Source organism: Paenibacillus sp. 481 (genome assembly GCF_021223605.1).
In the GTDB taxonomy this organism is placed as follows: domain Bacteria; phylum Bacillota; class Bacilli; order Paenibacillales; family Paenibacillaceae; genus Paenibacillus_B.
This window is the reverse complement of record NZ_CP075175.1, coordinates 3,251,655-3,276,340: the sequence shown is the minus strand read 5'-3', so window position 1 is coordinate 3,276,340 and position 24,686 is coordinate 3,251,655. Positions and strand designations below refer to the sequence as shown.

General features: G+C 45.6%; 25 protein-coding genes and 1 pseudogene. 6 read left to right on the top strand and 20 right to left on the bottom strand.

All coding sequences use genetic code 11. The features are described 5' to 3' along the window. Nucleotides 1-441 precede the first annotated feature (441 nt). Nucleotides 442-2,655 carry a bacterial surface protein gene (locus KIK04_RS14515; RefSeq protein ID WP_232274364.1) on the bottom strand — a complete coding sequence of 738 codons (2,214 nt, stop codon included), beginning with the start codon at nt 2,653-2,655 and terminating at the stop codon, nt 442-444. 191 nt (nt 2,656-2,846) lie between these two features. Here KIK04_RS14515 and KIK04_RS14510 point away from each other — a divergent pair, with 191 nt between their 5' ends. From KIK04_RS14510 to KIK04_RS14495, 4 genes are all read left to right on the top strand, one after another. Continuing rightward, nucleotides 2,847-3,338, top strand: a complete 492-nt coding sequence (locus tag KIK04_RS14510; protein WP_232274363.1) for a DinB family protein — start codon at nt 2,847-2,849, stop codon at nt 3,336-3,338. An 86-nt stretch (nt 3,339-3,424) separates the two neighbouring features. Next, nucleotides 3,425-3,682 (top strand): hypothetical protein, encoded by a 258-nt coding sequence (locus KIK04_RS14505; RefSeq protein WP_232274362.1) that lies wholly within the window; start codon nt 3,425-3,427, stop codon nt 3,680-3,682. Continuing rightward, nucleotides 3,666-3,929, top strand: coding sequence for a type II toxin-antitoxin system RelE family toxin (locus tag KIK04_RS14500; protein ID WP_232274361.1), 264 nt, complete (start codon nt 3,666-3,668; stop codon nt 3,927-3,929). The genes KIK04_RS14505 and KIK04_RS14500 overlap by 17 nt, the downstream gene beginning before the upstream one ends. A gap of 126 nt (nt 3,930-4,055) precedes the next feature. Further along, nucleotides 4,056-4,652, top strand: coding sequence for a lipoprotein BA_5634 family protein (locus KIK04_RS14495; RefSeq protein ID WP_232274360.1), 597 nt, complete (start codon nt 4,056-4,058; stop codon nt 4,650-4,652). Between the two features lie 466 nt (nt 4,653-5,118). Here the strand turns inward: KIK04_RS14495 and KIK04_RS14490 are convergent, their stop codons facing one another. Next, a complete protein-coding gene (locus KIK04_RS14490) occupies nt 5,119-7,119 on the bottom strand; it encodes a YhgE/Pip domain-containing protein (RefSeq protein WP_232274359.1) in 2,001 nt (666 codons plus the stop codon). Nucleotides 7,120-7,346: 227 nt separating this feature from the next. Further along, entirely contained in the window at nt 7,347-7,928 is a 582-nt protein-coding gene (locus tag KIK04_RS14485; protein ID WP_232274358.1) for a TetR/AcrR family transcriptional regulator, read from the bottom strand. Between the two features lie 174 nt (nt 7,929-8,102). Between KIK04_RS14485 and KIK04_RS14480 the strand changes: the two genes are divergently transcribed. Further along, on the top strand, nt 8,103-9,212 hold the full coding sequence (locus KIK04_RS14480) for an MGDG synthase family glycosyltransferase (protein ID WP_232274357.1): 1,110 nt from the start codon (nt 8,103-8,105) through the stop codon (nt 9,210-9,212). A 40-nt stretch (nt 9,213-9,252) separates the two neighbouring features. Beyond that, nucleotides 9,253-9,669 carry a permease gene (locus KIK04_RS14475; RefSeq protein WP_232274356.1) on the top strand — a complete coding sequence of 139 codons (417 nt, stop codon included), beginning with the start codon at nt 9,253-9,255 and terminating at the stop codon, nt 9,667-9,669. Between the two features lie 101 nt (nt 9,670-9,770). Here the strand turns inward: KIK04_RS14475 and KIK04_RS14470 are convergent, their stop codons facing one another. The 17 genes and pseudogenes from KIK04_RS14470 to KIK04_RS14390 form a co-directional block, all read right to left on the bottom strand. Further along, nucleotides 9,771-10,616 (bottom strand): C40 family peptidase, encoded by an 846-nt coding sequence (locus KIK04_RS14470; protein ID WP_232274355.1) that lies wholly within the window; start codon nt 10,614-10,616, stop codon nt 9,771-9,773. 450 nt (nt 10,617-11,066) lie between these two features. Further along, the gene (locus KIK04_RS14465) at nt 11,067-11,981 is read right to left on the bottom strand and encodes a cation diffusion facilitator family transporter (RefSeq protein ID WP_269671031.1); all 915 of its coding nucleotides are present in this window, start codon (nt 11,979-11,981) and stop codon (nt 11,067-11,069) included. A gap of 1,161 nt (nt 11,982-13,142) precedes the next feature. Then, nucleotides 13,143-13,616: pseudogene (locus tag KIK04_RS14460) on the bottom strand (peptidoglycan recognition protein family protein); the annotation flags it as partial. Continuing rightward, a complete protein-coding gene (locus KIK04_RS14455; RefSeq protein ID WP_232278740.1) occupies nt 13,600-14,019 on the bottom strand; it encodes a phage holin family protein in 420 nt (139 codons plus the stop codon). The gene KIK04_RS14455 and the pseudogene KIK04_RS14460, both read right to left, overlap by 17 nt. Before the next feature lie 44 nt (nt 14,020-14,063). Further along, nucleotides 14,064-15,344, bottom strand: a complete 1,281-nt coding sequence (locus KIK04_RS14450; RefSeq protein WP_232274353.1) for a hypothetical protein — start codon at nt 15,342-15,344, stop codon at nt 14,064-14,066. 53 nt (nt 15,345-15,397) lie between these two features. After that, the gene (locus KIK04_RS14445; protein ID WP_232274352.1) at nt 15,398-16,036 is read right to left on the bottom strand and encodes a hypothetical protein; all 639 of its coding nucleotides are present in this window, start codon (nt 16,034-16,036) and stop codon (nt 15,398-15,400) included. After that, a complete protein-coding gene (locus KIK04_RS14440) occupies nt 16,029-17,213 on the bottom strand; it encodes a baseplate J/gp47 family protein (protein ID WP_232274351.1) in 1,185 nt (394 codons plus the stop codon). The genes KIK04_RS14445 and KIK04_RS14440 overlap by 8 nt, the downstream gene beginning before the upstream one ends. Then, nucleotides 17,191-17,553 (bottom strand): contractile injection system sheath initiator, encoded by a 363-nt coding sequence (locus tag KIK04_RS14435; RefSeq protein WP_232274350.1) that lies wholly within the window; start codon nt 17,551-17,553, stop codon nt 17,191-17,193. The genes KIK04_RS14440 and KIK04_RS14435 overlap by 23 nt, the downstream gene beginning before the upstream one ends. Beyond that, nucleotides 17,550-17,822 carry a hypothetical protein gene (locus tag KIK04_RS14430; RefSeq protein ID WP_232274349.1) on the bottom strand — a complete coding sequence of 91 codons (273 nt, stop codon included), beginning with the start codon at nt 17,820-17,822 and terminating at the stop codon, nt 17,550-17,552. The genes KIK04_RS14435 and KIK04_RS14430 overlap by 4 nt, the downstream gene beginning before the upstream one ends. A 28-nt stretch (nt 17,823-17,850) precedes the next feature. Beyond that, nucleotides 17,851-18,642 carry a phage protein gene (locus tag KIK04_RS14425; protein WP_232274348.1) on the bottom strand — a complete coding sequence of 264 codons (792 nt, stop codon included), beginning with the start codon at nt 18,640-18,642 and terminating at the stop codon, nt 17,851-17,853. Continuing rightward, on the bottom strand, nt 18,626-18,946 hold the full coding sequence (locus KIK04_RS14420; protein ID WP_232274347.1) for a phage baseplate plug family protein: 321 nt from the start codon (nt 18,944-18,946) through the stop codon (nt 18,626-18,628). The genes KIK04_RS14425 and KIK04_RS14420 overlap by 17 nt, the downstream gene beginning before the upstream one ends. 20 nt (nt 18,947-18,966) lie before the next feature. Further along, on the bottom strand, nt 18,967-19,737 hold the full coding sequence (locus KIK04_RS14415; RefSeq protein WP_232274346.1) for a LysM peptidoglycan-binding domain-containing protein: 771 nt from the start codon (nt 19,735-19,737) through the stop codon (nt 18,967-18,969). Nucleotides 19,738-19,822: 85 nt separating this feature from the next. Then, a complete protein-coding gene (locus KIK04_RS14410; protein ID WP_232274345.1) occupies nt 19,823-22,111 on the bottom strand; it encodes a phage tail tape measure protein in 2,289 nt (762 codons plus the stop codon). 156 nt (nt 22,112-22,267) lie between these two features. Then, nucleotides 22,268-22,552 (bottom strand): hypothetical protein, encoded by a 285-nt coding sequence (locus KIK04_RS14405; protein ID WP_232274344.1) that lies wholly within the window; start codon nt 22,550-22,552, stop codon nt 22,268-22,270. Nucleotides 22,553-22,566: 14 nt separating this feature from the next. After that, a complete protein-coding gene (locus KIK04_RS14400) occupies nt 22,567-22,989 on the bottom strand; it encodes a DUF3277 family protein (RefSeq protein ID WP_232274343.1) in 423 nt (140 codons plus the stop codon). A 46-nt stretch (nt 22,990-23,035) separates the two neighbouring features. Continuing rightward, nucleotides 23,036-24,034 (bottom strand): DUF3383 family protein, encoded by a 999-nt coding sequence (locus tag KIK04_RS14395; RefSeq protein ID WP_232274342.1) that lies wholly within the window; start codon nt 24,032-24,034, stop codon nt 23,036-23,038. Nucleotides 24,035-24,042: 8 nt separating this feature from the next. Continuing rightward, nucleotides 24,043-24,501, bottom strand: coding sequence for a hypothetical protein (locus tag KIK04_RS14390; protein WP_232274341.1), 459 nt, complete (start codon nt 24,499-24,501; stop codon nt 24,043-24,045). Nucleotides 24,502-24,686 lie beyond the last annotated feature (185 nt).

Below are 24,686 nucleotides of genomic sequence, written 5' to 3'. Positions count from 1 at the left end.
TTCTATATAAAATGTAGTTCTTATTTCATATCCGATACCATACTGCTAAATCTCTACGTACCTTTTTGATAAAATCCGCTTTTATAAATTTATGTCTACATCAATGACAAAATTTATAATTATTCATTTTAGTTATTATATTATATTAACACCGTGACTAAAGAGTGGCAATTTAATATTTTTATGAGCACGATAATTTTTGTTTTTGCTACACATGCCCAAAAATTCAACGAAGCTTATAAATGCTCGACTTTTCACGAACTACACCCAAATATTTTATGCGCAGCAAGGAACAAGCCTGACACTTTTTTACTGTTCATCGGACAGGTTGTTTAGTGCAAAAAAGAAACGCATTCATGCAAATCCGTATATTTATTCATTTTAATGAATAAATAACAAAAGTCCGCATAACTCAAATGAGCTATGCGGACCCTATGCTAATTATTTAACACTAACGCGCAACGTCGCGCTCTTACCTTCGAATGATACCTTTAGTGAACCGCTGCCTTTAGCAACCGCAGTTACTGTACCACGTCCAGCACGAATCTTCGTATTGGATGGCACATATGTCACTTGAGACGTTACATCCACAACTTCGCCTGTATCATAAATCGCTGTCACTTTCCAACTTGCACCTTGACCTACAGCCAACTTAACGCTGGATGGTGTAGTCTCCAATTTCAGCAATTTTGCTTTAACTTGTACCGGAATTTCTAGCTTTTTCCCTTGATACTCGCCAACCAGCTTCGTGCTGCCAATTGCTTCCCCTCTGACCGAAGCACCACGAACCGTAGCTATTTTATCATTTTCTACTTTCCATTTGATGCGCGAACCGAGCGAAATGGTCTTTCCGTTACGGTAAGTACCGGTCACTTTAAGCGTTTGGCTCTTTTTTATCGTTGTCGTAATTGACTGCGGCTCCACCTTAAAGGATACAACTGGCTCCTCAATAATAACGCTAAGCTTCATACTTACATTTGCGAACTTACCATTTAACGTCACACGACTAGGAACCAAGCCTTTAAGCTTACCATCACGAACGAAGAGGTTCGCTGAGGATGCTTCCCATTCCATTTTCGATGTTACTTCTTCTTCTGTTCCATCCGTATACACAACCGTCACTTGCGGGACAGCTTGTTCACGCCCAGCTACTAACTCAAGGTTTGTTACGTTCGTCTGCAAAATGAGCGCTTTGCGCTGCACGTTCACTTCAATACGCAACGATTGACCGTTGACGTTCGCGTCCAAGTAAGAGAAGCCTGACGCAAGTGGCTTCAACTTGCCGTCTTCCACAGCTAGAACGGACGTATTGCTCGCCGTCCATTTCACGACAGGTGTCACGTCCATCGCTTCACCATTTAGTGCGATGCCGTTTACTTTCGGGACTGCTACCTGCGCCTCATCCATAATGAGGTTCAGCTTGTACGGTTTACTTCCAGACAAAATAGCTTCATCTTTGACTTCAGCCCACTTCAACTTATCGATGATCGGATACACAGTAATCTCAATCGTTCTGACAAGACCTTTATATTTAGCTGAAATCGTCGTAGTACCTGCGCCCTTAAACGTCACAATGCCACGATCAACGGTTGCAGCCATCATATTGCTAGATTCCCATTCGGAATCGTTCGTAACTTCATTTTGGTTGTTGCGGTCGCTTAACACGAACGTTCGCAACTGCATGGGAGCATCGCCCAAAATAGCATGCTGCTTCTTGTCCGGCGTCAGGCGCATCGCATGGTAAGATGGGCGCACGACTGCTGTAATCGTTTTGCTGCGTCCCAAATGTGTCGCCGTGATCGTTGCTGTACCGACACTTATTGGCTTCACGGCACCATTTTTCACTTCAACGACATTTGCATCGCTGGAAGCCCATTCTACGTTTGCCGTAACATCATCAATCGCTCCATCTTTTTTCTTAGCTGTCGCCTTCACTTGTTGTTCTGCGCCACCGTACTCAAACTCCAGCAGCTTGTCCGGCGACAATGTAAACTCTTCATACGGCAAAGCAACGATCAATTTCACTTTGCTCGAAAGACCTTTATGCTTCACGGTAATTTCCGTTTCGCCTTTGGCAAGGAGTTTAATCTCTCCTTTATCTACACTAGCCACTTCTGACTTAGAAGTAGTCCATACCGCTTCTTGCGTCACATCATTGTTCGTTCCGGAAGCCTTATCGGCTGCCGTCACCTTCCACTTCAGCTTCGTGCCAAGCGCCGCATTCACTTCACTTGGTACCGCTTGTCCATTGTCCACAGAAGTAATCGACAACTTCTCGAACATATAATCAGATTGCACGAGCTTTTTCAGCGTGAATCCTTGATATTTCACCGTAATTTCTGAAGTTCCTTTGCTGACACCGCTTACCCAACCGCTGTCAACTTTTACAGCACTCGGGTTCGAAGACGTCCATGTTGCAAGACTTGTAACGTCTTTGCGTTCTGTTTTGTCTTTTATCTTTGCCATTAATTTTAATTGGACAGACTGCCCATCAACGATGACATGCACAGGAGATAAAGACGATTCAAACTCAATCCCCGTTATCGTTTCATTCGCATGTGCAACACCATTGAACGGCAATATTCCTATCATAAGCGTTAGGACGAGCGACCACACGAGTGTCACACGCCATGTTTTGTTTATTACAGCGTTCACTTTTTTCCCTCCCATTACATTGCGCGAACACGAATGTAAGTGTATATACTTATATAACGGTATAACGGGAGGCGAAGTTAACGTCTAGAGCCGATTTTTCTTGTTTAGATCGCACTTTTGAGACTATGTTCCTATATAATTCGCTTCAAGTCCTTAGATTTAGAAATAGACCGCATAAGGAGCAATCGCATATGAGTCATTTACAAACATCCGCATATCATCCAATCGTACAGTCAACGCTGCATCATATCGCCTTTGCGGTAGACAGCATCGAGCAAGTGATGTTGCAAATTCCTGAGGAAGCATGGCATTACCAACCTTCACCCGCTACCCGAACGATCCAAGAGTTACTTGCACATCTCACACTGCTGCTTGAAGCCGATCTATTATTAATGGAAGGAACATCAGCTACGGAGATGGAACGCTTCTATAAGCAGCATACTCCACAATCCCGTGACCACATGCTGCTAACCCTGCGTGCAGGCTACGAAAAATGTGAGGCTGCTTATTTGCAATTTTCAGAACAGCAATTAAATGAAGAAACAAAAGCCTACTGGGGAGCCTCATACACCCGCTTCGGCTGGCTCGTTGAAATGAATGCGCACCTTTACCACCACCGTGGGCAACTGCTAGGCTGGCTGCAAGCTGGGGGATGGACTGTAAAAATTAGCTGGTTCGAGTGAAGATAAAGGAAGGCGGAATTCAAGGGAACAAGTGCATTGAAAAATGCGCTTTTAGGTAAGATTTCATGAGTGATATAATGGTGATAATGAATTTGAAAGGGGTGTTAAACTTGGCAATAAATAAAGAACGGATTGACTACCTCATACAACATTTATCAAATAAAGATCTTGAACTAATAACTGATTTAATGGAACGACTTGTTCGTCACAATCAAACTGAAATAACAATCGATGATGAACCCACTACTCACGATGATTTAAATACTATACGTGGGGCTCGCGAGGCAATGAGTAAAGGAGAACTCATCAGTCTCAAGGATATTGAACATGAATTACGAAATTAAATTTTACAAGGAAGCAATAAAAAATATTCGTAAATTAGATAAGGCTACACGAAATCGGATTCTCGATCACCTTCATATCCTCTCGGAAAATCCAAGAAGTCCTGAACTAGATATCAAAAAAATGCAAGGCATTGAAAATCATTTTCGTCTTAGAGTTGGTTCATATAGAGTTGTTTACTCTATTTTTAAGGATCAATTAATTATTGTCGTAATCAAGGTTGGTTCACGCGGCGATGTTTACAATTAATAACAACACTTCCCAACTTACATCTTTGCAAGCTTTATGTCATCAAAGTCGATGGAACAACCACCTATGTTCCTTTAACCTTAATCATGCACAATATGATTATTATTTCTACGAGGTGGTTACAACATGAGAAACACAACATGGGGAAAATTCACGGCGATTGCCTTACTTATTTTAACGATAGGAACAGGCTGCTCCGCAGTTGATAATTTATTAGGTCGAAACAACGCGTTAATTTTGTACGGGACAGAACAAAAGATAAATGAAGCCGTCAGCACTATCCCTGCAAAGTCAATTAAGGAAAACGTGAGCTACGAGGGAAAAATCAACGGCAACGACGAAAATCGCACCCTGTTCATTACAAAAGCGACTGCCGAAGCACTCGTGAAGCAAGGCGCTATTAAGCAAGTTGAAGTTAGCAAAAACAGTCGCTTGCACGCACTTCCTGAACAAACTCTGCCCCTGCTGTTTGCTAGAAGCGAAAAAACGTCCGTTAAGACCGGGGATTCAAAGCTGAAAGTGACGTATGGCGGCAATATCGTCATCGGTGAAGGCCGCTCCTATATCGATGAAATTGTCGTTATGAATCAAGCGGATTGGGAACAAGAACACGCGCAGACATCGAAATTCAATGTCGTACATGTAAACAAAGATCCCGACACTCTACTTCCTCAGCTTATTAAAATCGTAAATGGAGTGCAAATGTTCCGGATTGAAAAATAATTAAAAAATCTCCCTCGCACAGATTTCTTTCATAGAGACTGCACCCTAATGTGAGACAAATCAAAACACCTTCATGCGAATGCTCCTATGTCGTAAGATGTAGAGACAACTTTGGAGGTGTTTTTGCGTTGGCAGTTTTTCATATCTAGCAGCTCATTGAGAGCGTATTTAAACCAATGCGCAGCATCTCTAACCTATTTCATAAACTTCTTGTACAGGAAAATGCACAGCCAAACAAACAGAGCAATTGACACATACGGTGCCCAAAATCCGATGAATGAGAGAATTTCCATTGTTATTTACCTTCTTTCACTTTTTGTATACTACCTTAAAAAATGATGAGGTATTGCCAACGCAAAAACACCTCCAAGGTTGACTCTATGTGTTACGACATAGGATCATTCTCTTGAAGGTGTTTTGATTTCTCACGTTATGGCGTCAGTCCTATTCGCGATTCATGGACGGCTTATACAGCCGCCTGCGTCTTCGCTTCGCTCCCTTTTTTCATAAAGAACGTCAGCGTCATTGCACCGAACACAACAATATAAATGGACATAATGCCAGCCTGACTCCACATGTAGGAGTAGTCACCGCTCGAAATAACCGCTTTAAATCCGTACACCGAGTACGTCATTGGCAACCATGGTCCAATTGCCTGCATCACACCTGGCGTCAATTCCATCGGGAACGTACCGCCACACGTCACGAGCTGCAAAATAAGCAGCACGATTGCAACGAATCGACCTGGATCGCCCAAAATCGTAACGAGCGATTGTATGATAAACATATAAGTCATGCTTGTAATAATGCTAAACAAAATAAAGAGCGATACACTTTTCACTTCCAAGCCTAGTCCGAACAGCAGCACCGCATCTGCGAGCAATGCTTGCATGACACCGACAGATAAGAAGAGCAACGTTTTGCTCACAAATCTGCTGTAGCCCGTTGCCAAAGGATCTGGCGATTGAACAAGTGGCAATACAATCGTAATAATCAATGCACCGACGAACAAACCAAGGGACAAGAAGTACGGTGCAAAGCCTGTTCCGTAGTTCGGAACTTTGTTAATGCTTCCTTCAGTAACTTTTACGGGCTGTGCATACATTTTGATGCGTGCCTCAGACGATTTGACCGCAGAAGCTTTATCTGCTGCTTCGTCTAACTTAGTAGCCAGTTCGTTAGAGCCGTCTGCAAGCTTGTTCGTACCTGTGTGCAGCTTGCCAGCCCCTGCATCCAGCTGACTTGCACCGCTGGACAGCTCACTAATGCCTTGTGTCGCCTTGCCTAGTCCCGCTTGCAACTGTGTTGCACCAGTGGACAATTGCTGGGCGCCGCCAGCTACTTTGCGGCTACCTTGGGCCGCTTCGTTCAGCTTAGTGCCAAACTGCTTCATGCCTGCTGTTAGCTGATTCTGGCCGGATTTAAGCTGTCCAGCACCTGCCAACAGCTGCTGCTGGCCGGATTTCAATTGCTGCGAGCCTTGGAGCACGCCTTGGCTAGCGGCTACTAATTGTTTCACCGCTGGATTGTTCGCCAGCTCTGGATCAAGCTTGCTTAGCTGTGCCAATCCTTCAGCAAGTGCTTCAGCTCCCTCATTCAGCTTGGCACTGCCAGCCGCTGACGTCTGCAAGCCTTGCTCCAGCTTGTTCGTACCTTGCTGGGCTTGAACGGCACCCTGCTCCAATTGCTTATGCGCAGCACTTAATTGATCCAAGCCGCTCGTCAATGAACTTGCGCCTTGCTTCAAGTCCTGCGCACCTTTGCCTAGACGATTCACACCGTCCGCAAGTGGCGCGGTACCTTGCTTCAATTGCAAGGCACCGTCTGCAAGCTTCGCCATGTTACGCTTAAGCTCCTGCGCACCATCGCGCAATTCCTTCGTGCCATCATTCAACTTGCCTGCACCTTCACCTGCTTGCTGCAAGCCGTCAGACACTTTTTCAACCTGCTCGAACATCAGCTCCGTGTACGCTTCCGTAATTCGACGCGACACTTCCGCGTTCACTTCTTTAACGGCTGATCCTCCAATTTGCGCTGCAAGGAAATTGTGCCCTTCATTCGTCTGGAACAAAATTTCCGCTGGCTGCGGATTATCTTTAATCAACGTCGTAGCTTGTTCAGAAAAATTAGCCGGAATCGTAATCGACATATAATAACGATCATCTTTCAGTCCCGCTTCTGCCTCGGATTGATTTACATATTGGAAATCAAAATCTTTACGTTCTTTCAGTTGCTCAACGAGATCGGCTCCGACTTGCAGCTTCTCACCTTCGATAGTTGCGCCTTTATCCATATTGACGACCGCTACTGGTAAATCAGCTAGCCGTGCATAAGGGTCCCAGAACGCCCCCAGAAACATACCGCTATACATTAACGGGATAAACAGAACCGCAATAACAGGGATTAGCACCTTCTTATTACGAAACACGCGCCCCCATTCAGCGCCAAACAATTTAAACCCTTTCATAATTAGCCTCACCTCTATAAATTAAAAAAATGTGTACGATCGTTTAAAATTGTGAAGTTGTTCATAGCCAGTTAGCCAAAAAACTACCTGACTATAATCTTCATCTAGTCATTTTAAGCGAAACAAAACGCCTCGACTCGCTGCCCACAACTGTCCTTACTTCCAAAATGGGGCTTCAGCACGTGACGTTAAGTTAAGGTTGTTGTTCATATCCTCATATGGAACGATTACGAACCTCGCGGCGTCAAACCTTCCATAAAATGCAAGCGAAAATACGCTTTAATCGCTTCTTTATCTAACGGTTCATTCAAATGATTCCATTCCGTCGTCAAGGCCATATACAGGCGCAGCATGACGAAGCTAATTACCTTAGGATCGCCCTTCGTAACCTCGCCTTTATCCATTGCGATAGTGAGGTGGCGTTCGATATATTGAAGCAATGCGCCTTCGAATTGGTTTAATGCTTCCTTCGCCATCGGCGTTCCGATGTCGCGCAGCTCCTGAGACAATTTGATGGCCAATTCGTGTTGACTACGAAACTCAAGTACACGATCCAGCACACAATATAAATTTTCAAAGAAAGGCTTATGTGGTTGAATTTCTCGGTCAGCAATCTCTTTCATTTCTAAAATAAGCTGCTGCAAAATTTCGTTGAATAGCTCTTCTTTGTTTGTAAAGAATGTATATATTGTCCCCTTGCCGACTTTAGCGATTTTCGCTACTTGATCCATCGTCGTTGCCTTGTATCCAAACAATGCAAACGATTGGGCTGCTGCATCTACGATCTGTTTACGTCGGTCAACTGACATGTCGCATCCTCCCTTCAGATGACTGTATGACCACTTTGTAATTTCGGTCATTTATTAGCTTTTAGTAAGATAACACATTTCATTATTCTTTTCAACTACTATATATCCCAAAACCATCCTATTGGTTGGTGCTTCCTCATGCTTTTCCGGTTATAATGAATGATGGGTGAGAACATGCGAAAAAAAAGAATCCTTCTGTTGTCCGAAGGTTTCGGTACTGGACATACACAAGCCGCTTACGCACTCGCTGACGGACTGAGGCAAATTGATCCCGACATCCAATCGCGAGTTATTGAGCTCGGTAAATTTCTAAATCCTACGGTCGGGCCCCTTATTTTCGCTGCGTACCGTAAGACAGTAAGCACACAACCGAAATTAGTCGGTCTTTTATATCGAAAAAAATATAAAAAATCACTGAATCGCTTTACACAATCGGCACTGCATCGTGTTTTTTACACGCAAGCTTCTCATGTCGTTAATCAATTGCGACCAGATGCTATTATTTGTACGCATCCGTTTCCTAATATCGTGGTGTCACGTTTGAAGCGTTCTGGCCTTCGTATTCCGCTATATACGTTAATAACGGATTATGATGCGCATGGAACATGGATTGATCCAGAAGTGAACAAATATTTTGTTTCTACTCCTGAGGTTAGACAAAAGCTGCTGAAGCACAACGTGCCATCTGAACGAATTGTCGTATCTGGCATACCGGTTCATCCTAAATTTTGGGGAAACTGTTCACAGGCCGAAGCTCAGCGTACGCTAGGTCTACGACCGCTACCAACTGTAATGGTTATGGGTGGTGGATGGGGATTGTCGCTGCATGATGACCTGCTACAGTTTATGACGACTTGGCGGGAGCATATCCAATTGCTCTTCTGTATGGGCAGCAATCATAAAGCGATTCAACGGATGGAGCAGGACCCGGCATTTCAGCATCCTAATGTCCGGATTTATGGTTATACGAATGAAATTTCGGCCTTAATGGACGCCTCTGATTTACTGATGACCAAGCCAGGTGGTATGACGGTTACGGAAGGCATGATGAAAGGTATTCCGATGTTGTTCTATGATCCGATTCCAGGGCAAGAAGAGGAAAATTGTGATTATTTTATTGAACAAGGGTTAGGCGAGCGAATTGAATCCAGAGAGACGATTGCACGCTGGTTTACCGATTTGCAGCATCATTATGAACTGCTGCGAAATAAGCGACAAGCTAGCCAACGGTCACTGACTGAGGCAGAGCAATGTCCACGTGCCGTATTAGACCTGTTGCATTAGCCAGACGGTCATGTTTATGAATAGGGAGGCAAGAAATGTCATGATGTTTACCGTTTCCGGCTTCACAGGATACATTATTATTACGTTAACGATGCTTGCTAAAACTTTTGGCTGGACAAGTAACTATATTATTGTAGGCATTGCTGTGTTAGCTGGGTTTATATGTATTGGTATCGCAGAGAACCAGTTTGGATACCGCCATCGTGTAGTACGTACGATTGATTATTTGCCCCTCATGGTGCTCGGCGTGCTGTACGCCTTTGCTCCGATGGCTCAAATCGAGTGGTTCTATATTGCCCTGCTGTTCCCATTTGGAGCAATAAGTGCGGTAGTGTCCCGTTATTTAACGCGCAACCCGCGTTTTCGTAACCAGCCATCGAATCCCATGTTTGCTATGGGCAAACAACAGCCGCAACATCCAAACCATGTGAATCATCCACATGACGATCAACGATAAATAGCAGCAGGGCCGTATCCTTTACAGATGCGACCCTGCTTTTTTTACTGTTCACAGCGTTTTAAAGTGCTTTACAGTACTTTACAGTACTTTATAGTACTTTACAGTGCGCTACCACCGTACAAGAAGCGGTAACCCCACGTGTTGTCGCCGATTTTATCAATGCGAACGCCACCAGATGCCTGTGAGTACGTATGCATAATTTCACCATTACCTAAGTACATGCCGACATGTGTAATACGCTCTGTGGACTTGTTAATACCTGCATAGCTGGCAGGCTTCGAACCTTTGTAGGACATAAAGAAGACCAAGTCTCCACGCTTCAGCTGATCAAGGCTCGTCACAGCGTTGCCTTTGTTCTGCACATATGCCCCTTGCTTACGGGAGTCTGCCGGTATCACAGTACCTGTTACTTCTCTAATGATATGACGAACGAAGTCCGAGCAATCAAAAGTAGACGTATCGTTACGGTTGGAACCAAATTCGTACGGAGTTCCCATATACGTTTTACCCGTTGCAATAATTTTTTCAATTTTATCCGATGAATTCGTGTTTACATTGTTGTTTGTTTCCGGTTGCGGCTTTGTTGGCTCTTTCGGTGTTTCCGGCGTCGTTACATTGCCTGATACACTCATATATTTACTGCTTGTGCTTACATATCCAACTTGACCTTTACTATCTTGTACTTTGTACCAAGCGCTGCTAGGCTTGTCCAAAATCGAAACTTGCTCTCCCTTTTTCAACATACGAATGACCTTACCCTGCATAGAAGGGAGATCACGGAAGTTAACAGCCGCGACGATATTTCCTTTTTGGCTCGAGTTCGCAGTTGCAGCTGCAACTTGCCCATTCGTATTCGTTGCTTGCGGTGCTGCATTTGTAGTAGGTGCAATTATCATTTGGCTTGTCATCGACACCATTAGTAAACCGAGTAGTATTTTTTTCATAATAGCCTCCTATAGTTACGTCTGGTTGTTGAAAGCTTACTGAATCTCATGAATGAAAGCTTGTCCAACGCAATCGAAGTATGAGTTCATATCATGAAGCGATGTTCATATGAAGTCATGATCCGATTGTTATAAAATATAAATTTGACATCTCTTTTCTATATTTGTTATCTGATGCCATTTTTAATATGGTTCTAATTTAAACATGGCTTATAAGTCAGTTCTATAAGACATATTGCTTATTTGTTGACAAAGTTGTAAACAAAACTAGGCCTATATGCCCATTTAATTGAACTTAATTACAATTATTCAACACTATGTAAATCATAAAATGACAAAAAACACCGTTTTCGAGAGCAGGCTGTGCTCTTGATAACGGTGCTGATCGGTTAGTAAATACGTTCTCTAGCTAGTCGATAACTTCGATATCGATGCGTTCGAGTCGTCTGATTAGGTGTGTTCGTGGTGTTCCAGCGCTTCTGCTAAAGGTTCCACATGAACATGCACACTCGCAATATTGTGCTTCCGCTTCATTCGCGATTCTATATTGTCGCTAATAAGATGGCCTTCGATCAACGTTAGCTGCGGATCGACTAACACGACCACATCAACCAGAACATGACTGCCGTGGAGTCGAGCCTTCACATCGCGGATGGCACAAACACCTTTTGTTTTTTCAATTGTGGCGCGTATGTTGTTAAGCTGTAACTCGTCAAAGCCATCTGTCAATGTATGGGTCGCATCTCTAAAAATGCACCACGCCGTTTTGCAAATGATGACACCAACAGTCAACGCGGCCACCGGGTCCAGCCATGGCATTCCCAACTGTGCGCCGAAAATACCTACCGCCGCGCCAATGCTTACTAGCGCATCCGAACGATTATCTTGCGCGGCTGCAAGCAATGCCTGATTGCGGATACGATCTGCAAGCCGTTTATTGTAGGTGTACACACCGAACATAACGACAGCACATCCTAATGCGACCCATCCTGTAAGCATGTTTGGAACGGTCGAACTACCGCTAAAAATAGAGCGAACGGTCGTAATAAGCACCTGAAGCCCAACGGTAGCCATAATGAATGAAGCGATAAGCGCGGCAATGGTTTCCGCTCGATAGTGCCCATATGGGTGATCCTCATCTGGAGGCTTTTGAGAGATGCGTAATCCAATAAGCACCGCAACCGATGCGATAATGTCCGTTAAGTTGTTCCATCCATCAGCTTGGAGCGCTTCGGACAGAAAAAGGAAGCCAATGGTCAACTTTAAGCCGGACAGCACAATGTAAGCCGCTATGCTAAGCCATGCTCCTCGTTCCCCTTGACGTAATTGTTGTATGTCGTCCACTTCTAATATCCTCCTGGCCATTTTGTTGAGTGACATCACTTGCTTCGCCTGTTTGCTTTGCACCTTATTTAGAATGATTTCGAGGTTGCAGTTACTGCGATTAACATCAAACATCATTTCCATAATTGTCGTTGCGCAATCTTAACGTCTACTGATCCGTATTAAGTGTGAAGTTTAACGCCGGATCTTATAGTAGCAAATGCAAACCGTGTGGGTCTAGAGAAACAATGTTGTGGCGCGAAACAAGTCTTGCAATGTCCAACAACTGTTGTAACCGGATATAAAAGTTGAGTTGACTAAGAAAAGTTGGCCTTGCTCAAAACATTCGTTGACTGGGCTGATCGTTTGCACAACTCGTTTACTTTTCTATAATATGTAAATGAGAACGCAGGTGTGAGTTAACTCCTTTCTGAACCTGCGTTGATGCTCATGGCATTGCTTGGCTACTGATGCTTTGTTAGCTGTTGCTGTGGTGCTTAGATGCTGCTGCGGTGCTTAAGAGATGCTTCGTTGGTTAGCCGCTGCTGCGGTGCTTAGATGCTGCTACGTTGATTAGCTGCTACTGGGATGATTCCTTGCTGGATTGCTTACTTGGCTACTGGACTTCTACCGGATTGCTCGATTGCTACTTTTCTTTTTTTCACTTCTTACTAATTATCACTACTTCTTACTGCTAACCAGCACGCTACGCTGAACGCTGTTCCACTGTACGGCGTGACCGAACGATTCGCCAAGCTCGCGTACCGGAGCGTACACTTTTCCATTTATTAAGATGCCTTGCAAGGAGGACTGGTCTGGCAGCGTAATGGTCACGATTTCAAGTTCGGTTTTGGGAGATTGCAGTGTTGTACTTGGATGATTTCGATTTCGATGGTGATTGTGATTGTAATTTGTTAAATCGATTGAGTTTGAACTTGAGCTTGAGTTTCGATTTCGATTTGGTGGTAAGGGATTGGATGAATCCTGTTTATTTGGGCTATTTTCATTATTATGATGATTCTGACTTAATGGATTTTCACTAGGTTGGCGCTGGCTGGACTCATTCTGGCTGAATAGATGTTGGTTGGCTTGCTTTTTACTCGGTTGATGATGGCTTTTAGGATGGTGTTGATTCATTCTATTTAATAGATCGTTTGCCGCTTTTTTAGTTGCCTCCAACTTCACCTTGCCAGATGCATAGAGTCGATCAATGGTTTGCAAAAAGGTAGACCAATGCGGCAACAGCCGTGATGGGCAGCCTTTGCCCGACCAATGACGATGCGGCACGATGTTGTGCAACGGAATGTTGTGCCTAAGCATAAGCTCGGCGACGAGCGCGGCCGCATTGCGCCATGCGGCCTGCTCATTCATCCCGTTGTACATGCAAATTTCGACTCCAATGGACAGCGCATTGCCTGGCCCGCTTCCGTCACCAGCATGCCATCCTTGCTCATCATCGCGCAAATGCTGGTACACATCACGATCGTCGACCGTGTAGTGCCAGCTTTTTTTGGCGCCGCCGCTGCCATGTATGATATAGCGCGAATGCGCCTCGGCTGTGGCGCCGGGCGCTTCGTTGTCTGTATTGTGCAGCGTCACATACAGCGGCTTCATCGAGCGGTTCGGCTTGTTAGGCCGACCGTTCGGTAGCAGCCGCTGCTTAATGTCGATGGTCACGCTCTGTTTCCCCTTTCCCTTTTAGCACTTCAACCGCCTTGCGAATCACAGGCGGTAGCGGCACGCCGATGCGGCCGCCATTTTCGATAATGGACAGCAACTCGTTCGCCATATAAAAAAAGATGGTCGCGTCCCGCAGCAGGTGCTGGCCGCCGAGCACCTTGTCCACTTGGTGAGCAAGCGCGATCACCATAAAAATAAATACTTTGCGGGCAATGCCGACAAGTCCGACGCTGCTGCGCAGCTTGCCTTCGATGCCCGAGGCCATGAGGCCAGTGGCATAGTCGATGATGACCATGATGAGCAGCGCTTGCATCAGCACGGGCCAGCCGCCAAACAAAAACGAGGATGCACCGCCAGCCGCGGCCATCCCCGTTTTGAGGGCTAAATTCCATTTTTCCATACGTAATCTCCTTACAATATATACTTTATTTGTTTGTATTATACTTAAAATGCTATCCATTTCACATCAAGACTGCTGCCACTGAGAGGCTTATTCCAATCGATATCAAATGTAAATCCCTTACCGGCAACATTAATGGATTTAATCAAAGTCATATCACCATGTACAACTTGTGTGTGATGAGGCGATACTTGAACAAACATGCTCGCACAAGTATATATGCCGTTTACCTTTAAATACATAACTACTACAGCTGGCATGAATTCAAGTGGAACAGATATAGCTGCTTCAAATCTAGCAACTGTCCTAATCCCATTCGCATAACCTTTAAAAATATTTGAAATTTTCCCTGATAAATCATTAAATGTATCATTCGCGGATGCAGCAATTCCCTTGGCGTTGATGGCACCCGCGATTTTATGTTTCGCGTCAACGCCAGATTGCTTTAAATGATTAATCTCTCCAATAATATCCATGCCGTTTGCCACAAGACGACCGTGCACATCTACTGAATCTCTTTTTACTTCCATTACATCTTTTGAAGTTGTACCGATTTCACTGTTTCTGAACACAATCGTATCATTAGCATTGTCGGATGACTCTATTACTAGTCGCGATGTCTCAATTCCAGCTATCTCTTCTGCGTAGATACGGAACTTATCTGAAAGTCCTTCCCATGTGATACCTTGACTTTTTGAACCTGCTTTTAAATCGAAACGTATTTCTTCACCTTTTTTTACAGCTTGCTCTATTCTTGCAACAGCTTCATTTACCGTTTCCAATTTAGTAAGTGTTGGAGTAAAGGCTACATCCTTCTTCGTTTCCATAACACCAGTATCAAAAATCCAGCAACCCTCTTTACCATGTATAAGAAGTATTCCTCGAGCCCCCATATTAGGGTGGTTTTCTTTGAAATGGAATGTATTTTTAGCTTTATCTATATAGCAATTTTGACCTAACAGCACATTACCACCAGTACCCGATGACAATGCACCCCAAGAATAAACAGATAAAATGTCATTCACGGATAATGAGCCTGATATAGCTCCTCCCCCTCGTGACAAGCTTGCATTTTTCGCATTTGTTTCCGCCTGTGCTGCCACCGTGTTCGCATGATTTTTCGCATCCGTTAACGACTGGGTCAGCTCTGTCTTTTCGGCAGCTTTCTGCTGTATTTCCTGCAGAGCCTCATAAGTAGTGTTCATCTGCCAGTTCAACCATGATGCTGGTGGCTTATCCATAACGTTGTAGCCTTCGATAATTTTTGAATCAGGCGGGCGCGTGCCAGCCTTTTTCCATTCGGGTAGCGGTTTAGTAAATGCCATCTTCCCAGTCCCTCCTAAAAAGTTTATAAGCTTCTATAAAATAAGTGCAGCGATTAAATCGGAATCTGATAATCTTGCCCTGGCGTGTACATATCACCAAGTGTGCCACCAGTCGTCATGGCTTCGTCCGCAAGACCATGCTGGCCCTGCTCCAGCGTATCGTACACCTTCGACAAAGCAAATGTGCCGGACAAATCCACCTGCGCCACACGCACCCCCGCAGCGACTACGCTTTGCACGAGTCGTACAAACTGCGATGGGCTCATGCCCACGCTGTTCAACTTGTCATACGGCACCTGTACAACACTAATCGCTGCGGGCTCTGGACTATGCGGATCTGCTTGTTTCTCTTCGATTGCAAAATCATTCGGTGCAGCATTCAGTGCTAGCGACAACACGTGGATAATCGAATTTAGATCACCACTGGCATTCATACGAGCCATCTTCGAACGCAGCAGAATGCGATACACCTCATCCGTAGCCTGTCCACGTTGTTGTCCCAGATTGTGGCCGATCATATCAAGCGCTTTGCCTTCGGCTTTATCGATGCTGCGCCACAGTTCTATTCGTTGAATCGTCATAGCCAAATCATTGAACTGCCGCGTCATCACCTCGGCCAGCACCGCCATACGGCTGCCTTCCTTATCAATCACGTCAGGGAACATACGCAGTACTTCCTGTACGCTAAACATGACGCACCGTAACCTTTACTCTCTCCGGCGCAACACGTGCAACTGTGAAATCTGCGATATCTGCATTCCCATTTTCCCACGGACCATCGCCTAATTTAATTTTGACTCCGGTCACATCTTCGACGCCCGCAATACCTTGAATCACGGCTAGCAAGCGAGTGTACACAATTTTGGAGCCTTGCGGTAGCCCAACATATCGCTGTCCCTGTACACCATATCCTCCAATATAGAGAGCAACGACGTCCTTCACTTCATCCACGCCATGACTTGAGAATGTAGAATTCACCTCAATTTGGATATCTAAATGTACAAGTCGCTCTGTCATGCGACTGAATTTAATAATATGATCCGAGCCACCAATATCCTTAACCGTTACATTTTCTACGCCAGCCGTACCAATACCACCTGCTTTTTTCGCAAAAATCGCTTTGGCAACCTCGTCCGACTTACCACCATATACATACGTTTGAATCGATTTTGGTGGTACGCCGCGCGCATCCATCTGCATGGTGTCATTTACAAATACGGCAGCCGATTCCACGTCCGGAAGCTGCTGTAATGCTGAAATGATGGACTCCACCGTGGCTGCATTACTGCCGTCGCGAGCAAAGCGTAATCGCATACGTAGCTCATTATCGCTTTCTCGATCACTGCCGTGCTGGGTTGCAGCTGGATTCGTCACTTGCTTCACTTCAACTAGCGGTGTAAACATATGCGCTATCGTACCTACCGCTACGTTTCCACTGCTGCCAGAACGTTCCGCCATAACAGCTACTGAACCTATACCGGTAGCATCAAGTACGCAATCATCTTCCGTCACGAACCACACACCAGCTGTCGTCCCCACCTTGTACCCTGCGGGGACGACAAATTGAGGCGTACCACGTAGCTCAACTCTCCCCATGGCTGGCATTTCAAGTTTGCGTCGCAATCCATAAAAAACAGCTAACGCATCTAGCTGCACGCCTTCCGCATAATTCAGATAGGCGCCATGATAGACGTGTTCAACATCCTCCCACAACAAGGACAAATGCCAAGCAAACACTTGCATCAGCATGCCGAGCGGGGACGTTTCCGTTGTGTTCACGTCACTGCCCATTTTAGAACGGATATCATTAACCATCTCTTCGTAAATCTCGTTATACGTCTTCCGCTTAAGTCCATCCTTCGTTAGCATAAGTGACGCTCACCTCCTCACCATCTTGACCCGCAATGAAAAGTTCCACATTTAACTGCCTTGTTTGCTCGTCGAATTCCATGGATTCGACTTCGAGCGAGTTCACCCGCTCTTCTTCAGCAATACAATCTGTTAGCGCTTCACGCACACTGTCCTCCGTTACGTGCTTGCCCGTAACTAATTCGTGGTCGATTCCCATGTCCGGAGCAAAAAAATACTCGCCCAAGCGCGTTCCCAATCGAACTTGTACCGCTTGTGCGAGCTCTTCAGCACCTTCAACCCATTGCATTTGTCCTTTTTCAAAAAAAAGATCTCCATCCCTTAGAGCCCATGATCTCATCCTGCGCTCACCCTTCCTATAACGACCCCACCCGCTTGATTGCTGCCTGTAAATATGATCAGCACACGATCACCCACAATGTACGGGCGCGTCTGTTCAACCAACGGCATATCATAACGAATAAGCCCCTCTTCTCCATCCAGCGTAACATCAGCTCGCTGTGAAACGGTATGCACACTCTGGATACTGCCCATTGCTGCAGACGGAGAACCGTTAATTTTATGCTCGATCCATGCATCAAGCGCGCTAACCGTTTTGTTGCTTCCCATCGAATCCCTCCTTTAGCCTTTCTACTTACTATATGGCCTCCACTTGAACTTCAGTGTGGAACTGATTGTTAGCTGCTGAATGTCTACCTTCCTTCACAACAAAAAAACCGCTCTTCTTTTCGCTCTCTACCTTCACATAAGAGCCTGCAAGCAGACGGTGATTCATTAAACATTTTATTTTCAGTCCTTGTTTTTTGCCCGACTCGTGAGGCTGAGGAGATTCGATCATGCCCGTTGACGGCGACAGAACGATTACATTTCGGTCCGCGGGCTTGCCTTTACCGCGAATCATTAATTTTCCATGCGAAATGTAAGTGCCTGCTCCACAAGCAGCCGCCAGTTTGCGGATGGCCGTGATTGGGTCACCGTTTACGACGTAGCCGGATGTGTAAACCTTATCCTCCGGTAGTTGTAAGTCTCCAATAGGAAGCTGCGCAATCCGAATTAGATCCCGGATGATCTCACTCGCTTTCGCACCCTTACGATAAGATTGCTTGACGACCGTTTTGTAGCGATCAGACGTATCTTTGATATAAATAGTCGTGATTCGATCAACCTGCTCCTTTGAGGTGGACACTTCAGTGATTTCACCTTGTAGCACGGTGCCCACATCACGATCATAGCCAGCATTCACAAGGACATACATACCTTTGCGAATATTAGCAATTGTATTAGGAGATAGATTATAAATATCTACCGAAGACTCATTCGGCTCCGAATCATCATCGAACTGTATATCAAAGCTAATCGTCAAATCTTTATTAGAAAAACGATATCCACCAACAAGCACATCTACCCGTCGCTTAAATAAATTCTCCATCGTCTTCCCCCACTCTCAATTGAACCGTTTCACCAAGTGCATCCCAGCTAATGCGTTCGTGTCCATCGATGCCCTCTGCGATAATAGGCTCATTCGGGAAGTCCGCTGTTTCTAAATTATCAAACAACGGCACACCCCAGTTGAGTTTGGCTCCGAGCACGAGCGGACCATGTTCTCCGGACAAGTCTACCGTAAAATAGTCATGCCGCGCATTGTAGCGCAACTCCATCGTGTATAGACGTTGTCCAATTTCTATATCAAAAGAATAGGGTATTAGCTCCTTATCAATAGTTAAAATCGCCACTGCCAGTCCTCCTTTCACCGTTACCGAGTAGGGATATTCAGAACATCGCCCGCTTTTAATTGTCTGATATGAGGATTAACGTCTCTCAACAAACCAATTGGCATGTAATACATGTTCGCTATCGATTGCCAAGTATCCCCGAGACGAACTCTGTGCGTTCTATTCGGTTGACCCATCACAGAACTTTGCCGCGGGGTTGCAATGTATCCAATTGCTAGCAACATACCTGTCCGTAGATTCTGATGCTTAATTGCTGGATTCCAGTATTTCAACTTTCCAATCGATGTTGCAAACCTAATGGAAACCGTGTACCAAGAATCCCCCGAAGCTACCCTATACGTTTGCTTCTGTATTGACCGATTAGTGGATTTTTTTACAGGTGCTTTGCGCTTTGTACCACCTTTTTTCTTCTTATTAAGTCGCACCTTAACTTTGGGTGGCAGCTTCGTAAACTCTGGCTTAACAAGCTGTACCTGACGTAACATCATTGAAAAAGTCATACCGTTAGCAATACTATAATCGTGAGCTGTACTTAAGCTCGTTATCATGCAGCCTTTAAACAGATTGCGGCCCGAATACCGAAGGATTTGACCACGCTCCATACTAGTAACGAGATCTTGCCGCAGCTTAGCAGCGTCAAGGCCTAGCAGCATTCCCTCTAAGCGTAGCGTGGTATGCTCTTTCTGAATGTGATCGGTAATGGGCGCGCCCTTTTCAACGTTATGCTCTGATACGGTCACCCCATACTGCGGTTCCTCCATCGTAACGAACAACGGAGTTTTCCCTAGCATCGTGCGTTGCTGAGGATTTTTCGCTTTTGGGGAACTTTTTGTAGGTTTAGATTTAGGATTAGATTTAGGTTTAGTCGCAGATTGCTTATTCATATACTGGCAACGAACCTCCTTGCTGAGGCAGCTTGTCCTGAATCGAGCGTTCGAATGTCCGGAACGAAGCCTCGTATTGCTCACGGCAAATCCGCTTAATTTCCTCGATCATACGATGATCGATATAGCCGTTCACGTTCAAGTTCATAACGACATTGCTGTTTGCTTGCACATCCATCCGTTGCCCAGGCAATATAGTTCCTGGGGCTGTGCCTACACCATTGGCTACACCCGATCTAACTGCTCCTGAATGCGTTGCAGCTTGAGTCCCAACTCCATAACCTGTCCTATCTACATGCGGATGAGTAAGAGCAGTCGAATGTGAGGCCGTTGGTGGTATGTGCCCCCCGTTAGGGCCAGTCCCAGGAGTTCCAGCCGCACCCGGCACTCCATTCACACCAGTACCAGCAGCAGTACAACAACTGCATGCTAAGCCTGTCGACGTACCGGCGGGCGCATTAGAAGCTGGGCCCATGAATGTATCAAGAAGTTGACTGCCTAAACTAAGACCTATTCCTCCAATTATCCCTGCTGGTGTGAATTTCAAAGCAGTTGTGGCTGCTGTTCCTACAAACTTCAGACCTTTTTGAAGAAAAGGGGCACTCTTAGAAAAGAAGCTTTTTATACCTCCAAAAAAACCTTTACCTTTCTTGCTTTCCTCTACTCCTTGAGCTAATGCCTTGGAACTTTCAGTGCCCGCATTTATCGCAGGTTTGCTAGTGGCATCATCTGTTTTAACTGGTTGATTTTTATTATCTTTAACAGCAGTTGGTTCACCAACTTTGTCAACGGCCTGTTCTCCAGCTTTTTTAGTCGTTTCGTTAGTAGCAACTGCGGGCGCTTTATTAGTGTTCGAATTGTCAGGCTTGTCTTTGCCTTCACCAATCTCAGCTGCGTTCTCTTTGTCCCCTTTTTTTGAAAAAGGGTTGAGACTCTTAAAACCTTTACTAAGTACTGCGGCCCCTCCCATATAGGTTAAAAGCGTGGCCGTTAATCCAGCAATAGCCGTTACTGTACCACCCACTCCTAAAAATAGCCCCTGTAGCATTGAAGGCATAGTGTTGACTGCATTCATTGCCTCAGTAGCTGCAGAAGACATTGCTATAAATGGTGCTTGCGTTTGATTTGCCACATTCATTGCCAGATGATCTGTTGCAGCACTCTGTGCGTTAAGCGCTCCTGCACTACCTTGATTTACAGAAGCGGCCATAACAGCTGTATTTCCTTTCATTTCATCTGCATTACCTTCAATTTTCGGTATTTTACTCTTATATTCACTTATATTAATAAGTGCGCCTTGATTAAAAAGGTTCGCCAACTCCGCATTGTAGCTTGCACCTAGTGATAGAGCTTGAATAGCATTCTTTTGACCGCTTTCATTGAGCTGACCAATTTGCTGCATAAGATCAGCGAAACCGATTTCAACGCCTGCTTTCTCCGGAAACTTAACTCCCAATTTTGTTAGTTGTCCCCTAGCCTTACCGCCTGGGTCCTGAAGCTTTCTCATCATCGCTAGCAATGAGTTAGCTGCATCTGAGCCACGAACGCCTTCATTTCCAAATTGCGCAAACGCTGCTGCCATATCATCAAAGGTCCAGCCCATTTCTGTTGCTAGCGGTGCAACCTGTTGCATTGCCTCTCCTAGTTCAAAAATTTCAAGCTTCCCTTTAGATTTGGCATAGCTGAGGCTTTCACTCACACTTGCAATATCAGTTACTTTCTTCCCATAGGCTGCAAGCAATTTATCTTGCATGTTAGCCGTCTTGACAAGATCCACGGTATTCGCAGTTGCAAAGTTGCCTATAGTCGGCATCATAGCTTTAACTTCTTCATCATTGCGGCCCGAACTAATAAGTGCCAGCTGCGCCTCAGAGATATTGGATGAGGAATAGGGGATTTTTGCACTTTGCTGGAAAGCTGCTAATTGTAACTGTTCAAACTTCGCATCCGCAGATTTTTCATCACTATTTTTAAGATTGGCATGGATTAAAAATCCTGTTCTCATCATGGGGGCAGAATTGACATGTGAATCGTAAACAAGACTGCCACCTTTCGCTAAAATGCCTAAAAAATCTTTTTGCCCCGTGGACCAATCGTTCGTCTTACTAACTGTATCTTTAACCTTCTGCCCCATTGATTTTTGCTCACTCTTATTATCGCTTTTTGGATCCTTGTCTTTTTTACGCTCTTTTTCTGTTAGTTCCCGATTAGCTTGTAAAATAGCCTTTACCATATCTGTAGGAGAATAGTCTTTAATCGATTTATCAAACTGATTACTCATATCATCCCTCCCTTCCCTTTCAGCCAATCCATGGCCGCACTTGCTTCGCACAGCTCTTCCACCGTCATCGCACACGCCTGCTCATACGAGATTCCGCCCCGGCTATTCAAGACGACCTGCCATAGCAATTGCCGGAGCGGATTGTTGAGAAGCTGCTTATACGTCGGATGCTGTGGCGTCCAAGGGCGTATCTACCATGCCGACGAAGCGGGCGCACTCCATCCAGAGCGGAGTCAGTAGATCGGTCTTCTCCTCGAACGAGTCCCAGCTCACACGCGGCGATACGATGACATGCTGGATAAAGAAATCCATGGAAGCTTCTAATTTCCACCCGCCGTCAGGCTTTAAGGCATTGTCGTACAAACGCATCAGGGCGCGAGCGCCCGGATGCTGAAGAATATATTGCTCACCGTTCAGTTCAACTGTGTGTTGCTTAGCCATTTATAATGTCCCCCTTATACAAATTCGTGCTGATAGTCGAGCACCGTAATTTCGAACTCACGGTCTTCCAATTCCGCTCCATAGGCAGCGGCAGGCACTTTTTTGATGACAGCCTTTGTTCCGCCAATGCGTTCTGCCGGATCATTTTCGGTGTTCACCCAAATTTCGAACACTTTCTTCTCAATCGCCAGCTGCTGCAAATATTTCAATTGTGGCGATGTAGACATAAGCGTGAGCTTAACCGTCCCGAGCGGGTTGTTCTTGTAGGCCAACGATACGTCGCCACGTGCGCCGACGTGCGTCACCGTTTGCTCTTCTTCTTTTTCACAGTTAACGAATGTGTTCTCACCAAAACCCGTAATAAACGTGCCATCAACGGTTACCGTTACTTTTTTTGCATCATAAAAACCGATATGTGAAATATCAACATTGGACATATTCAAATCCCTCGCTTTTTAAAGTGTATGGTCGTACAAGGAAAAATTAATAGCGAATTACGCCTTTAATACGCACTTGATGCACAGCGCCAGAAATAACAAACCAGAACGAACCGCCCGTATATACGCGGCTTGCAATGTCCTGCGGGCTCATTTTTTCACGACGCAAAAAGGTAGTGCCGAACATCGGAGCATCATTTTCATCGGTAGCGATAATGCCTGTCCGATAAGCGTCGTGCAGCACGCTGCGCACCGTGTTTTCCACTTGAACAATACCCGCATTCGTATATGGCACCTTAGGTGCTTGGTTCAGCAATTGCTGCACTTTCTGCTCAATGCTAGAACGGACAAAGTCACGGGACATGACGACATCAATATATTCGCCAGACAGTGTCTTACCTTCCGATGTACGAGCTTGACCGTGCTTCTCGACATAGGTTAGCGCACCTGCATCGTGGATTGCTTTCAATTCGGTCGACGTTAACGCCAACGCCGGAATCCCACGGCACTCTTTAAACTTCCACGTCACGGAGCCGACATCAGCCGAGCCGACAGACCCGACTAACGCCGCATCTGGATACAATTTAACATCTGTATGGTAGAACAGCGCCGTACGCTCTAGCTTGCGTACTTTCAACGCATCAAGCTTCACCTTATCCTGCACGCGTGCCACGAACACGCGGAAATTCTCACCCTCAATCGCTGTCGCCAGCGCCTCGATGTCCTTCACTTCAGTGGACGTCGTCAGCAAGTAATACCAGCCACGGTCAAGCACCGTACGCAATCGCACTACCGCATCTTCTGTCTCCGCGCGGCCCACGATCGCAATGCGAGCCGGAGCGTTGTTGCCTTGAGCGAACAAGGCTGTCGCCATACCGTGTTCCGCTGTCGCTGGAGCAAAGTCTACTGCTACCTCTTCCAACGATTCATACTCCTTGTAGTTGTGTCCGCCAGCCTTTACACCAAGAATAAGCGGCATACCGAAAGAGAGGCGGCCAGATGGTTTTTGCAAATCAATCGTCACTTGTACGTCTTGCATTGTCATATTAAAATTCACTCCTTCATCGTTATAGGTGCTTTATCAATCGGTGAAACTAAGGTTCGTTCAAAACGGTCTCTCGTCCGCAGGCGAACGCGAATGCCTAAGCAAGCAACAGGCTCTTTTCGCCATTGCGGAGCCTTTACACGCACTAACACGGCGCCAAGCGTAGCCAGCTGGTCTGTTCCGGTCGTCCACAGCCATCCAAGGATGTGGCGCGTGCGTTCAACCGCTTCCAGCTTATCGGCTGCGTCTACCATAAGGAGCCATTCCATCTCGACTATTTTGGTAAGCGGCCCATTCATTTCAGCGTGATTCGGCGTGCAATCTACATACGGCATCCGCAAATCATACAAAATGCGCGGCGCGGCAGCTGGAGTTCCGACAGCAGCATCTGCAGGATGCAGTGGTAGTCGGAGATCTTTGGCCATCGGTTCTAACCAAAGGCGAACATAGTCGCGGTATTGAATCAATCTTTACTCCCTCCTTCCGGACCTCCTTTAATCGAGAAATAAAAAACAGCCGACCGTTTGGGGTAAGTCGGCTGTTTTTTTAGTTGTTGTGGATCGTCAGCGAAGTAGGTTCTGTTGCCTCGCTAAGCACTTTGGGGGTGTGCTTCTTTGCAGGCTTTCGTTCGCCGTGTGCGTTAACCTCTCGT

Coding starts and splice junctions, on each gene's coding strand:
- KIK04_RS14510 (WP_232274363.1), top strand. CDS start 2,847: ATGAGTCATTTACAAACATCCGCATATCATCCAATCGTACAGTCAACG.
- KIK04_RS14505 (WP_232274362.1), top strand. CDS start 3,425: ATGAATTTGAAAGGGGTGTTAAACTTGGCAATAAATAAAGAACGGATT.
- KIK04_RS14500 (WP_232274361.1), top strand. CDS start 3,666: ATGAATTACGAAATTAAATTTTACAAGGAAGCAATAAAAAATATTCGT.
- KIK04_RS14495 (WP_232274360.1), top strand. CDS start 4,056: ATGAGAAACACAACATGGGGAAAATTCACGGCGATTGCCTTACTTATT.
- KIK04_RS14490 (WP_232274359.1), bottom strand. CDS start 7,119: ATGAAAGGGTTTAAATTGTTTGGCGCTGAATGGGGGCGCGTGTTTCGT.
- KIK04_RS14485 (WP_232274358.1), bottom strand. CDS start 7,928: ATGTCAGTTGACCGACGTAAACAGATCGTAGATGCAGCAGCCCAATCG.
- KIK04_RS14480 (WP_232274357.1), top strand. CDS start 8,103: ATGCGAAAAAAAAGAATCCTTCTGTTGTCCGAAGGTTTCGGTACTGGA.
- KIK04_RS14475 (WP_232274356.1), top strand. CDS start 9,253: ATGATGTTTACCGTTTCCGGCTTCACAGGATACATTATTATTACGTTA.
- KIK04_RS14470 (WP_232274355.1), bottom strand. CDS start 10,616: ATGAAAAAAATACTACTCGGTTTACTAATGGTGTCGATGACAAGCCAA.
- KIK04_RS14465 (WP_269671031.1), bottom strand. CDS start 11,981: ATGGCCAGGAGGATATTAGAAGTGGACGACATACAACAATTACGTCAA.
- KIK04_RS14455 (WP_232278740.1), bottom strand. CDS start 14,019: ATGGAAAAATGGAATTTAGCCCTCAAAACGGGGATGGCCGCGGCTGGC.
- KIK04_RS14450 (WP_232274353.1), bottom strand. CDS start 15,344: ATGGCATTTACTAAACCGCTACCCGAATGGAAAAAGGCTGGCACGCGC.
- KIK04_RS14445 (WP_232274352.1), bottom strand. CDS start 16,036: ATGTTTAGCGTACAGGAAGTACTGCGTATGTTCCCTGACGTGATTGAT.
- KIK04_RS14440 (WP_232274351.1), bottom strand. CDS start 17,213: ATGCTAACGAAGGATGGACTTAAGCGGAAGACGTATAACGAGATTTAC.
- KIK04_RS14435 (WP_232274350.1), bottom strand. CDS start 17,553: ATGAGATCATGGGCTCTAAGGGATGGAGATCTTTTTTTTGAAAAAGGA.
- KIK04_RS14430 (WP_232274349.1), bottom strand. CDS start 17,822: ATGGGAAGCAACAAAACGGTTAGCGCGCTTGATGCATGGATCGAGCAT.
- KIK04_RS14425 (WP_232274348.1), bottom strand. CDS start 18,642: ATGGAGAATTTATTTAAGCGACGGGTAGATGTGCTTGTTGGTGGATAT.
- KIK04_RS14415 (WP_232274346.1), bottom strand. CDS start 19,737: ATGCTAGGGAAAACTCCGTTGTTCGTTACGATGGAGGAACCGCAGTAT.
- KIK04_RS14410 (WP_232274345.1), bottom strand. CDS start 22,111: ATGAGTAATCAGTTTGATAAATCGATTAAAGACTATTCTCCTACAGAT.
- KIK04_RS14405 (WP_232274344.1), bottom strand. CDS start 22,552: ATGGCTAAGCAACACACAGTTGAACTGAACGGTGAGCAATATATTCTT.
- KIK04_RS14400 (WP_232274343.1), bottom strand. CDS start 22,989: ATGTCCAATGTTGATATTTCACATATCGGTTTTTATGATGCAAAAAAA.
- KIK04_RS14395 (WP_232274342.1), bottom strand. CDS start 24,034: ATGACAATGCAAGACGTACAAGTGACGATTGATTTGCAAAAACCATCT.